The 12,462-nt window shown below is 73.6% G+C and carries 8 protein-coding genes and 1 pseudogene; 6 read left to right on the plus strand and 3 right to left on the minus strand.

Annotation, left to right across the window (positions count from 1 at the left end; translation table 11 throughout):
- Positions 1–9: 9 nt before the first annotated feature.
- Complete coding sequence (locus QSK20_RS01085; RefSeq protein WP_285786661.1) at positions 10–2,136, plus strand: MMPL family transporter; 2,127 nt, start codon at positions 10–12, stop codon at positions 2,134–2,136.
- A gap of 57 nt (positions 2,137–2,193) precedes the next feature.
- Here QSK20_RS01085 and QSK20_RS01090 read toward each other — a convergent pair whose 3' ends face one another.
- Complete coding sequence (locus QSK20_RS01090; protein ID WP_285786662.1) at positions 2,194–3,669, minus strand: alkaline phosphatase PhoX; 1,476 nt, start codon at positions 3,667–3,669, stop codon at positions 2,194–2,196.
- A 662-nt stretch (positions 3,670–4,331) separates the two neighbouring features.
- Positions 4,332–5,732: pseudogene (locus tag QSK20_RS01095) on the minus strand (DedA family protein); the annotation flags it as partial.
- Between the two features lie 134 nt (positions 5,733–5,866).
- Between QSK20_RS01095 and typA the strand changes: the two are divergent.
- From typA to QSK20_RS01110, 3 genes are all read left to right on the plus strand, one after another.
- The gene (typA, locus tag QSK20_RS01100; RefSeq protein ID WP_285786663.1) at positions 5,867–7,735 is read left to right on the plus strand and encodes a translational GTPase TypA; all 1,869 of its coding nucleotides are present in this window, start codon (positions 5,867–5,869) and stop codon (positions 7,733–7,735) included.
- Between the two features lie 63 nt (positions 7,736–7,798).
- Positions 7,799–8,644, plus strand: a complete 846-nt coding sequence (locus tag QSK20_RS01105) for a serine hydrolase (protein ID WP_285786664.1) — start codon at positions 7,799–7,801, stop codon at positions 8,642–8,644.
- Positions 8,645–8,697: 53 nt separating this feature from the next.
- Positions 8,698–9,375: a lysoplasmalogenase gene (locus QSK20_RS01110; RefSeq protein ID WP_285786665.1), complete on the plus strand. Its 678-nt coding sequence runs from the start codon at positions 8,698–8,700 to the stop codon at positions 9,373–9,375.
- Here QSK20_RS01110 and QSK20_RS01115 read toward each other — a convergent pair.
- The gene (locus tag QSK20_RS01115; protein ID WP_285786666.1) at positions 9,344–10,141 is read right to left on the minus strand and encodes a tyrosine-protein phosphatase; all 798 of its coding nucleotides are present in this window, start codon (positions 10,139–10,141) and stop codon (positions 9,344–9,346) included. The genes QSK20_RS01110 and QSK20_RS01115 overlap by 32 nt on opposite strands.
- A gap of 42 nt (positions 10,142–10,183) precedes the next feature.
- Here QSK20_RS01115 and QSK20_RS01120 point away from each other — a divergent pair, with 42 nt between their 5' ends.
- Positions 10,184–11,281: a mandelate racemase/muconate lactonizing enzyme family protein gene (locus QSK20_RS01120; protein ID WP_285786667.1), complete on the plus strand. Its 1,098-nt coding sequence runs from the start codon at positions 10,184–10,186 to the stop codon at positions 11,279–11,281.
- 60 nt (positions 11,282–11,341) lie between these two features.
- Entirely contained in the window at positions 11,342–12,298 is a 957-nt protein-coding gene (locus tag QSK20_RS01125; RefSeq protein ID WP_285786668.1) for a C40 family peptidase, read from the plus strand.
- Positions 12,299–12,462 lie beyond the last annotated feature (164 nt).

Below are 12,462 nucleotides of genomic sequence, written 5' to 3' on the forward strand. Positions count from 1 at the left end.
GGCATCCCGATGTCCGTCTTCACCCGCGTCGCCCGCAGCCGGCTGTCCGCGTGGCTCACCGTGGCGTTCGCGATCGTGATCGTGGGGGCCGTCTTCGGCCTTCCCAAACCCGACAATCCCGCTCCGGTCTCAGCCACCGGCCTCTCCGTCGAGTGGGAGTCCACCCAGGCGGAGCGTCTCCAGGAGCAGTTGCCGTCCCGCGAGGTCCAGGCCGCGATCGTGGTGGTCAGCCGCGACGACGGCGGCCCGCTCACCGGGACCGACCGGGACCGCGTCACCGGCGTGACCGGCGAGCTGGGCCGGTTCGCCGTCGACGGTCGCGTCGCGCCACCGCAGGTCTCCCCGGACGGCACGGTGGCCCTGCTCGCCGTGCCGATGTCCACCGCCGGCGGGCAGGACGCCGTCGCCGAGCGGGTCGGGAACCTGCGGAACAGCCTCGACGGTCTCTCCGACCCGTTGCGGGCGGAGGTCACCGGCCCACCCGCGTTCGCCACCGACCTGGGCCAGGTCTTCGAGGGCGCGGACGTCACCCTGCTCGCGGTCACCGCCGGCGTGGTGGCGGTGCTGCTGCTGATCACCTACCGCAGCCCGTTCCTGTGGCTGGTGCCGCTGGCCGTGGTGGCCGCCACCGAACAGACCACCCTGCGGGCCATCGAGACCATCGTCCCGGCGGTCGGCATCAACCTGAACAGCGGCGAGGTCACCGGCATCGCCAGCGTGCTGGTCTTCGGCGCGGCCACCAACTACGCGCTGCTGCTCATCGCCCGCTACCGGGAGGAACTGCGCCGGGAGGAGGACCGGTTCGTCGCGATGCGGGCCGCGGTGCGGCGCACCGCCGAGCCGATCCTGGCGAGCGGCAGCACGGTGGTGCTCGGGGTGCTCACCCTGCTGCTGTCCGAGCAGGAGACCAACCGGGCGCTCGCCGTGGCCTGCGCCACCGGTGTGGTGTTCGCCATGCTCTCCGCGCTGCTCGTCCTGCCCGCCGCGCTGCTGATCTTCGGCCGGGGACTCTTCTGGCCGTTCGTGCCCAAGGTGGGCAGCGCGGCCCGCGAGGGCAAGTTGTGGGGCCGGCTCGGCACGGGTGTGCTGCGCCGGCCGCTGCCGGTCACCGCGCTGGCCACCCTACTGCTCGTCGGCCTGGCGCTGGGCGGGCTCGGCATCCGCACCGGCCTGTCCGAGACCGAGCAGTTCCGGGTGGAACCGGAGGCGGTCGCCGGGGCGAAGACCCTCGCCGAAGCTTTCCCGGCCGGCTCCACCCAGCCCGTCGCCGTGCTCACCTCGCCCACCGCGGTGCCGGCGGTCACCGAGGCCGCCGCGGCCGTACCGGGCGTCTCCTCCGCCCGCCCCGGCAACGCCGGGCAGAACGTCGCCCAGGTCGACGTGGTGCTGGACGCCGAACCCGGCACCGCCGAGTCCGACCGCGCCGTCGAGGCGCTACGCGAGGCGGTGGCCGCCGTACCCGACTCCGCGCCACCGGCCATCGACGGCGTCGGGGCGTTCTCCGGCGCGGTGGTCGGCGGCACGGTCGCCGCGACGTACGACTCCGACCAGGCCGACGGTCGGGACCTGCGGCTCATCCTGCCGATCATCCTGCTGCTGGTGCTCGGGGTGCTGGTGGCGCTGCTCCGTGGCCTGCTCGCCCCGGTGCTGCTGGTGCTGACCGTGGTGGCGTCGTTCTTCGCCAGCCTCGGCGCGGCGTGGCTGCTCTTCGACCACGTGCTCGGGTTCCCGGCGCTGGACAGCGGGACCCTGCTGCTCGCGTTCGTGTTCCTGGTGGCCCTCGGGGTGGACTACAACATCTTCCTGGTCACCCGGGCCCGGGAGGACGCCCGCCGGATGGGCACCCGGGACGGGATGCTCTCCGCCCTGCGGGTCACCGGCGGCGTCATCACCAGCGCGGGCGTGCTGCTCGCCGCGGTGTTCGCCGTCCTGGGCGTGCTGCCGCTGATCCTGCTCACCCAGATCGGCATCATCGTCTGCATCGGTGTCCTGCTCGACACCCTGCTGGTCCGTACGGTCCTGGTGCCGGCGCTGGCGTTCCTGCTCGGCGACCGGTTCTGGTGGCCGAACCGGATCCGTTCCGAGCCGGCCACCGACAGCACCGACACGCGGGAGGCGGTGTCCGCCCGGGACTGACCCGGGATCCTCGACCACGGCGGTGGCCGGCTGCTCGCCGGCCGCCGCCGTGGCGCGTCAGACCCCGATCCGGGCCCAGTCACCCCAGATCGCGAAGGTCATCCCCCGGCTGGCCTGGATGTTGACGAACAGGGTGTGCCCGTCCGGACTGAACGTCGACCCGGCGAACTCGTCGTTGGACCGGTCCGCGCCGGTGCTGCTGGTCAGCCGGTTCAGGGCGATGTCGAACAGTTCACCGCGCGGGGTCAATCCCCGGATGAAGTTGTCCGACGTGTTGTCCTCGCACACCACCAAGGTGCCGCGCGGGCTGGTGGTGACGTTGTCCGGGAAGTCGAGCACGTCCGGGCCGGGCGACTCGTACACCAGGCGCAGCACCCGCGCCCGGCAGTCGTACGCCCACACCTGGCCGTGCCCGTTGCCGTAGCCGTCGGCGATCGGCCCGACGGAGGTCTCCGCCGGTCCGCCGCCCTGGGTGGCGGTGAAGTAGACGACCCCGTCGTCGTACACCGCCCCCTCCAGCCGGGAGAAGTACGCCGCGCCCTGCTCCCAGCCCTGCCGCGCGACGTGGGTCAGCGCGGTGTCGTTGCTGGTCGGCGCGGGCTGCCCCGGCGTGTACGGGAACGACGGCGCCGGGTCGTCGACGTCGACCCACTCCACCGGGTAGGTCGCGTGCCGCCGCTGCGCGGCGGCCAGGTTCCGGTTGGGTCGCCCGCGCACCGCCAGCATCTGCAACCGGCCCCCGTCGGCCAGCCGGCCGATCCGCATCGGGTCCTTCGGCGGGGTGTAGCGGTAGAAGCCGGACGCGTAGCCGAAGTTGTCCTCGGTCAGGTAGAGGTGCCCGCCGCGCGGGTCGTACGCCACCGACTCGTGGCAGAACCGGCCGGCGGCGGTGACCGGCCGCCGGTCGCCCCGCCCGTCCGCGGGAACCTCGAAGACGAATCCGTGCCGCTTGGTCAGCGACACGTTCGGCGCGCCCGTGTAGTCGGGACCGACGTCCGGCCCGTTGACGGTCTCCTCGCAGGTGATCCAGCTGCCCCACGGCATCCGCCCGCCGGAGCAGTTCATCATGGTGCCGTTCAGGCTGGTCCAGGAGCGACGGACCGCACCGAACCGGGTCACCTCGACGGTGGTGGTGCCGCCCGGGGCCATCGGGTCGTACGCCTCGGCGGGGTCACCGAAGGCCGGGATCGGACCCCCGACCTCGTGGTTGCGGACCAGCCGCACGGTGCCGCCCGGCCCCGGGAAGGCCCCCATGCCGTCGTGCCGGCCGGGCAGCGCGGTGCCGTCGTCGAGGGTCACCGGGAACTCGGTGTCGTGGAAGGACCGGTACCGGAACCCGTCGGGCAGCCAGAGACGCACCTTGCCGTCCCGCAGGTCGGGCACCGGCTCCAGGGCCGGCCGGGGGCGGGGCCGGCGGCCGGCCGCACCGGCGGCGTCTCGGGCCGCGAACCCGAGGAACGGACCACCGAGGACCGCGCCGCCGGCCACTGCGGCCGCACCGCGTAGCAGGCCACGCCGGTTCACGTCGGACATGAGGGGACTCCTTCGTCGCCGGGCCGGCCACGGGCGTGACCGCCACCGTGATCCTCGTCAGGCCGATCGATGTTGGCAACCTCCCGGACACCCGGGGTCCACCCGGCGTTCAGTAGTCCAGGCAGACGCACCCGGTCGGCGCAGAGCTGCGGCGGGCGCGCAAGGAGGCGTGGGGAGGCGCTGCCGTGTAGGGCTTCCCGGGAGCTGATCCAGAAAGCGGCGAAGTGATGGACCTGACCGGGGCGGTGTGGAGGAGGTCGACCGGCAGGGGCCGCCCGATACCCGGTTCCGAGGCTTCGTGGCTGCCTGAGGTGTGATCCGCTCGGCGTGTCGTGCATCTGAGCTGCCACCACTGCGTGTGTGCGGTGGGTTGCCGGCGGCGACGTTTCGGCGGTGGCGTCGTCCAGGCTGGGCGCGTCGAGGTCCAGGTAGAGCTGAGCAGTTGCACCACCGGGTCGAGTCGACCTGGAAGCACCAGGATCAGGTCAGAGCGGCCCGCTGTCGTCCCCGCCGGTGGGCGGCGACGCGACGGCGTGGTCCCCGCCGGGCGGCGCTTCCGCTTTCCGGGTGGTTGCAGGGGACCCCTGCTCGTCGGAAATCGACTGCAGGGGTCCCCTGCTGTCACCCGGCACGCTGCCACCGCCGGGCGCGCTGACACCACCCGGCACGCTGGCACCGGTGCCGCCCGCGGCGACCGGCTCGGGCGGGCGGGGGGCGGGCGGCAACGCCTCGGCGCGCTGGGCACGGTCGTGGGTGGCCCAGGCGACCACGAAGACCACCGTCCAGAGCACCCCGAGCAGGGCCGAGCTGACCGCCCCGCTGGCCGAACTCAGCCCCAGGTACAGCCGGGCCAACCCGATTCCGGCGACACCGACCGCCGCGCCCGTCCACCAGGCCACCGCCACCGGCCACCGGGCGCCCCGGGCCAGCAGCCAGGCCAGGGTGCAGAACCCGGCCGAGACCACCGCGACCTGGGTGGGGAACAGCAACGTCTCCGACGGTGCGGTGACGTCGGCCACCACCGCCAGCACCACCGGCGGCACGAACGCGCCCACCGTCCCGAGCAGGCCGAGCAGGTCCGCCCGGTAGGTGTGCCGCCGCCAGGCCAGCACTCCGGCGACCAGGGCCACCACCACGATCAGCACCGGCCCCCGGAACGCCGACACCACCGCCAGGGTGACGTCCACCGCCCCCGGGGTGCGCCGGGACGCGAACCACTGCGCGATCGCCGTGTCCACCGAGGCCAGGCCGCTGTGCCGGACCACCGCGCCGAGCAGCCAGGCGATCACCAGGCCGGCACCGAAGAGCAGCGCCAGCCCGGCCGTCACGTTCAGCAGCAGCGCCCAGGTGGCGCCGATCCGGGTGCCGAGCAGGAACAGCAGGATGCCGTACCGGCGGGTCACCCAGCTCAGCGGCGGCACCGCCAGCGCCCGGTCGAACAGCGCCCGCGCCGGGTCCGGGTTCCGCCCCAGCCACCGGCCGGCCAGCACGATCACCAGTACGCACCCGGCCAGCACCAGCACCGCCCCGGTGGCCCGCCCCAGGTACGCCGAGACCGTCTCGTACGACTCGCCGGCCAGGTAGCCGACCAGTACCGAGCCACCCACCCAGGTGACCACGCCGCCGACGTTCCACGGCAGGAACCGGCGGTACGGCAGCCCCGCCGCGCCCGCCAGACGAGGCACCAGGGTGCGGGCGAACGCCACCCAGCGGGCCGCGAACACCCCCCGACCGCCCAGCCGCTCCAGCATCGCGTCGGCGCGCCCCCACCGCTGCGGCCCGACCCGGGCCCCCCAGCGGGAGGCGCGCAGCCGGGGACCGTACCGGCGACCCGATCGGTACGCGAGGGAGTCCCCCAGCACCGCCGCGGCGATCATGACCAGCATCGCCGGCCCCAGGCGCAGGGTGCCGGTGAACGAGAGGAAGCCCACCAGCAGCAGCGTCGCCTCGCCCGGCGCGACCAGACCGATCAGCAGCGCTGTCTCCCCCGCGACGATCAACGCCGCGACCAGGTAGATCAGCTCGGCCGGCAGGTGTTCCAGCAGGTTCACCAGATCGTGCACTCAAGCCCCCGACACACGTCGGTCAGCATGCCAGCATCAGCACCCAGTGTGACAGGAGTTTCACCGGAGATCCGGGCCTGCTCCGGGGTGACCCCGACGCCGCCCCTGATCCCGGCGGACGGGAGGATGGAGGAATGCAGCTTCGCACCGACCTCCGCAACGTCGCCATCATCGCCCACGTCGACCACGGCAAGACCACGCTGGTCGACGCCATGTTGCGGCAGGCCGGCGCCTACGGCGCCCGCGGCGAGACGACCGAGCGGGTGATGGACTCGATGGACCTGGAACGGGAAAAGGGCATCACCATCCTCGCCAAGAACACCGGCGTGCGTTACCTCCCGGCGGACGGCTCCGACCCGGTCACCATCAACATCATCGACACCCCCGGCCACGCCGACTTCGGCGGCGAGGTGGAACGCGGCCTGACCATGGTCGACGGGGTGGTGCTGCTCGTCGACGCCAGCGAGGGCCCCCTGCCGCAGACCCGCTTCGTACTGCGCAAGGCGCTGAAGGCCCGGATGCCCATCATCCTGGTGATCAACAAGGTGGACCGCCCGGACGCCCGGATCAAGGACGTCGTGGACGACACCTACGAACTCTTCCTCGACCTCGACGCCGACGAGGAGCAGATCGACTTCCCGATCGTCTACGCCTGCGCCCGCGACGGCATCGCCTCGCTGACCCAGCCCGCCGACGGCGCCGTCCCCGAGGACAGCACCAGCCTCGAACCGCTGTTCCGCACCCTGCTCGACACCATCCCGCCGCCCGCCTACGACGAGGACGCCCCGCTGCAGGCCCACGTCACCAACCTCGACGCCTCCCCGTTCCTCGGCCGGCTCGCGCTGTGCCGGGTCCGGCAGGGAACCATCGCCAAGGGCCAGAGCGTCTCCTGGTGCCGCACCGACGGCACCATCGCCAAGGTCCGCATCTCCGAGCTGCTGATGACCGAGGGCCTGGAGCGCAAGCCCGCCGACAGCGCCGGACCGGGCGACATCATCGCGGTCGCCGGCATCCCGGAGATCATGATCGGCGAGACCCTCGCCGACGCCGAGGACCCCCGCCCACTGCCGCTGATCACCGTCGACGAGCCGGCCATCTCGATGACCATCGGCACCAACACCTCCCCGCTGGTCGGACGGGTCAAGGGCGCCAAGGTCACCGCCCGGATGGTCAAGGACCGCCTCGACAAGGAACTCGTCGGCAACGTGTCGCTGCGGGTGCTGCCCACCGAGCGCCCCGACGCCTGGGAGGTGCAGGGCCGGGGCGAACTCGCCCTGGCCATCCTGGTCGAGCAGATGCGCCGGGAGAACTACGAACTCACCGTCGGCAAGCCGCAGGTGGTCACCCGGGAGATCGACGGGAAGACCTGCGAGCCGGTCGAACGGCTCACCATCGACGCCCCCGACGAGTACCTCGGCGCGATCACCCAGCTCCTGGCCACCCGCAAGGGCCGGATGGAGCAGCTGGTCAACCACGGCACCGGCTGGATCCGGATGGAGTGGCTCGTGCCCGCCCGGGGCCTGATCGGCTTCCGCACCGAGTTCCTCACCGAGACCCGGGGCACCGGCATCCTGCACCACGTCTTCGAGTCCTACGAGCCGTGGTTCGGCGAGCTGCGTACCCGCAACAACGGCTCCCTGGTCGCCGACCGCTCCGGCTCGGTCACCGCGTTCGCCATGACCAACCTCCAGGAACGCGGCCAGCTCTTCGTCGAGCCGGGCACCGAGGTGTACGAAGGCATGATCGTCGGCGAGAACTCCCGCTCCGACGACATGGACGTCAACATCACCAAGGAGAAGAAGCTCACCAACATGCGCTCGTCGACCGCCGACGAGACCGAGAAGCTCATCCCGCCGCGCAAGCTCTCCCTGGAGCAGGCCCTGGAGTTCTGCCGCGAGGACGAGTGCGTCGAGGTCACCCCGACCGCCGTCCGGATCCGCAAGGTCGTCCTCGACCAGACCCAGCGCGCCCGCGCCGCCGCCCGCCGCAAGCACGCCGGCTGAACCACCGGTCGCGGGGGCCGCACCGGCCCCCGCGACCATCGGCGATCGGCTACGGTCACCGCCATGACCTGGGACGACCTCGACGCCCGCCTGGCCGCCGTGCCCGGCACCGCCTCGGTGTACGCCGGCCGCCTCGACGCCGCCCCCACCTGGACCCACGCCGAGCACGCCCCGCACTACGCGGCCAGCACCATGAAGGTCGCCGTGCTCGCCGCCCTCTACCGGGCCGCCGAGGCCGGCGCCCTCGACCCGGACACCCCGGTGCCGGTGCACAACGACTTCCCGTCCGCCCACCCCGACGGGCCGCGGTTCTCCCTGACCCCCCACTACGACAACGACAACGCCGTCTGGGACCGCCTCGACCGCACCGCCACGCTGCGCTGGCTCGCCGAACGGATGATCGTCCGCTCCAGCAACCTGGCCACCAACATCCTCCTCGGCCACGTCGGCCTCCCCGCCGTCGCCGACGTCTGGGCGCTCGCCGGGGCCCGGCACAGCGTCACCGGGCGGGGCATCGAGGACTACACCGCCCGCGCCGCCGGCATCACCAACCTGGTCACCGCCGCCGACCTCGCCGCCCTGCTCGGCGCGCTCGCCACCGGCGCCACCCGCCCCGGCCCCATCGCCACCCCCGCCAGCTGCGCCACCATGCTCGACGTGCTCCGTGCCCAGGAGTTCCGCGAGGACCTTCCCGCCGGGCTCCCCGCCGGGGTGCCCATCGCCCACAAGAACGGCTGGGTCACCGGCGTCCGGCACGGCGTCGGCGTGGTCCACCCCCACGACGCGCCCCCATACGTGCTCGCCGTCTGCACCACCACCGACCTCACCGACCCCGACGCGTGCCGGCTGCTCGCCGACGTCTCCGCCCGGGTCTGGGCCGCCCGCCACGACCTGCAGCCCGCCTCCTGACCCGGAAGCCGGCGACCACCCACCCCCGCTCCCCACCCCCACCAGGAGCCCCCATGCGCCACCACCGGCTGCCGCTGCTCGTCTTCACCGTCCTGACCGTGGCGAACCTCACCGCCGTCGCCACCGACCACCGCCTCGGCGTCCTGCTCACCAAACCACTGCTGATCCCGGCGCTCGCCGCGTACCTCTGGCGGGTCGCCGCCGCCCACGGCCGGCGACCGGACCGGCTGGTCCTCGCCGCGCTCGCCTTCTCCACCGGCGGCGACATCGCCCTTCTGATCGACAGCACCACCGCGTTCCTCATCGGCATGGCGCTCTTCCTCGGCGCGCACCTGTGCTACATCACCGTGTTCACCCGCCACGGCGCCGCGCGGGCCCTGCGCCGCCCACCGCTGGTCGCCGTCGGAACCGGATACGCCGTCGCCACCACCGCCGCCCTGGCCTGGATGTGGCCCGGCCTCACCGACGCCGGACTGGCCCTGCCCATCGCCGGGTACGCCGTCGCGCTGGCCACCATGGCCACCACCGCCGCCGGACACGGCCCCCGCGTCGCCCTCGGCGGCGCGCTCTTCCTCCTGTCCGACCTGATCATCGCCACCAGCCTGGCCGACGTCGGCCAACTGCCCGGCCACGGGGTGTGGGTGATGAGCACCTACTGCCTCGGCCAGGCGCTCATCGTCACCGGCCTCGTCGCCCGACTCACTCCAGCAGATTCGCCCGCAGCGCGCTGACCAGCTCGTCGGTCACCCCCAGGCCGTCGCGGAGATACGCCCCGAACGACCCGTGCACCCGCGCCACCTCGGCGTAGGCGGCGTCCAGGTACTCCGGGCGTACCTCCAGCACCGGGCGCACCGCGTCGGCGTCCAGCTCCGGTCGACGCCGCCGCATCGCCTCCAGCAGCACCTCCCGCAGGCTCACCGTCAACTCGTTGTGCCGCAGGTAGTCCTCCCGGATCGCCGCCTCGTCCACCCCCAGCACGGTCAACAGCACCACCGCCAACCAGCCCGTCCGGTCCTTGCCCGCCGAACAGTGGAACACCAGGGGCAGGTTCGCCGGGTCGGCCGCCAGCCGCAGCGCCGTCGCGAACCCGTGCCGTGCCGACTCCCCCGTCACGAACCACCGGTAGATCGCCGCCATCGCCGCCGGGGTGCCCTGCTCCGCCAGCTCCCCGTACGCGTCCAGGTCGTGCCCGAGCAGCAACGCCGAGACGTAGGTGAAGACCGGGTGCGCCGGGTCGTGCACCGGCAGGTGCGCCACCGTCGGCTCACCGGGCAGCCGGTCCGGCGGAGCCTCCGCGATCTCGGCGGAATACCGCAGGTCGACCACACACGCCGGGGCGAGCTTCGCCAGCACCGGCAGGTCCTCGTCGGTCAGCCGCCCCAACGCCGGGGTACGGATCAGCCGACCCGCCCGCACCCGCCGCCCGTCCGCGCCCACCAGGCCGCCCAGGTCCCGCGCGTTCGGCGCGCCCACCAGTTCCCAGTCCCGCACCCTCATCCGGCCTCCCCTGCCGCGCGTGTGTCTGTATAGATTGCCGCAATGACGATCGCCGCGGTACGCACCCACCGGCTCTCCGCCCCCTTACACACCCCCTTCGTCACCGCCCTGCGCCGCACCACCACCGTCGAGACCCTCGTGGTCGAGATCGTCGACGACGACGGGCGCTCCGGGTTCGGCGAGGCCCCCCAGGTCTGGCAGGTCACCGGCGCCTCCATCGACGGCTCCCGCGCCTGCGTCCACGAGATCCTCGGGCCGCTGATCGCCGGGCGGGCCGCCGACGACCTCAACGCCCGCTGCGCCGAGATCCAACGCGCCGTCGCCGGCAACGAGGCGGCCAAGGCCGCCGTCGACACCGCCCTGCACGACCTCGCCGCCCGCCGCCTCGGCGTACCCCTGGTGCGGCTGCTCGGCGGCACCAGCCGGCACGTGCCCACCGACGTCACGGTCTCCGCCGGGGACGCGGTCGACCTGGCCGCCACCGCCCGGCACCGCGCGGCCGACGGCTTCACCGTGCTCAAGCTCAAGGTGGGCACCGACGCCGCCGGCGACCTCGACCGGGTCCGCGCGGTCCGCGCGGCGGTCGGTCCCGGGATGCGGATCCGCCTCGACGCCAACCAGGGCTGGACGCCCCGCGAGGCGGTCCGGGTCATCCGCGGCATCGAGGACGCCGGCCTCGACGTCGAACTGGTCGAACAGCCCGTCGCCCACTGGGACCTGGACGGGCTGGCCTGGGTCAGCGACCGGGTGGACGTGCCGATCCTCGCCGACGAGTCCGTCTTCGGGCCCCGCGACCTGGTCGAGGTGATCCGCCGCCGCGCCGCCGACCTGGTCAACGTCAAGCTCGCCAAGGCCGGCGGGCTCCGGCCGGCCCGTACCCTGCTCGACCTGGCCGCCGCGCACGGCATGGGCACCCTCGTCGGCTCGATGATGGAGAGCCAGATCGGCGTCGGCGCCGCCGCCAGCCTGGTCGCCGCGTACGGCACCACCGTCGTGGCCGACCTCGACGCCGCCTGGTGGCTGGCCTGGTCGCCGGTACGCGGCGGCATACGGTACGACGGCGCCACCGTGGTGCTCCCCGACGCCCCCGGTCTCGGCGTGAAAGCCATCGATGAAGCAAAGATTCAACAGCATGGTTGATGGCTGTCGGAATCTTTCATAGGGTCACCGCAGACGACCGCCCGACGCCTGGGAGTGCACGTGGAACTGCGAGCCGGCCAGCGGGCCGTCGTCCGGGTCGCCGTGGCGACCCTCTGGACCTGCCCCGACGCGGTCCGCCCGATCGACACCCCCGCGCTCGGGACGCACGTCGACACCGGCGCCTGGATCGCCGGCATGGACACCGACCAGCAGGTCGGCGACTGTGTCCTGAGCCAACTCCTGCTCGGCGAGGAGGTGCTGGTCACCGAGGTGGGCCCGCACGGCTGGGTGCGGGTCGTCGCCGTCGAACAGGCCGCCGCCGGCCTCGACCCACGCGGCTACCCCGGCTGGCTGCCCACCGGCCAGCTCACCGCCGCGCCCACCAACCCACCGGCCCCCACCGGCCCGCCGGCCGCCGACGCACCGGCCCCCACCGGCCCGCTGGTCGTCGACGCCACCGTCACCGCCCTGCACGCCACCCCCGACGGCGACGTCCGTGTTCCCGGCGTCGTCCTCGGCACCCGGCTCACCCCCACCGGGCCGGCCGTCGACGGCTGGCGGCCGGTACACGCCCCCGGCCACGCCGAACCGCTCTGGCTTCCCGACCGGCACACCGTGCCCCTGCCGACCCGCCCGGCGGCCCCCGACGAGGCGCTCGCCGTCGCCGAACGGCTCCTCGACGTCGTCTACATCTGGGGCGGCACGTCTCCGGCCGGGATCGACTGCTCCGGCCTGGTGCACCTCGCCTGGCGACGCTTCGGGGTGTGGCTGCCCCGCGACGCCGGGGACCAGGCCGACGCGACCACCCCCGTGGAACTCGGCACCGAACGCCCCGGCGACCTGTACTTCTTCGCCCGCCCCGGCCGCGGCATCCACCACGTCGGCATCGTCAGCGCGCTACCGCGCCCCGGCGACGACCGCCGCATGCTGCACGCCTGCTACCAGCGCCGCCGGGTGCTGGAGGAACGCCTCCCCGACGACCGCACCGCCACCCTGGTCGGCGTCCACCGGGTCTGACATCCACCCCGGGCTCCCCGCGCCGCCACCTTCACGCACCCCGCACCCGCACCCGCAACGGTGCGGTGGTGCGTGGTGCGGTGGTTGCAGGGGACCCTTCCTACCGCTTTTTGATGAGGAAGGGTCCCCTGCAACCACGGGAGGCGGCGCACGGCCGGGCACGC

The organism is Micromonospora sp. NBRC 101691 (genome assembly GCF_030269285.1).
Classification (GTDB): Bacteria; Actinomycetota; Actinomycetes; order Mycobacteriales; family Micromonosporaceae; genus Micromonospora; species Micromonospora echinospora.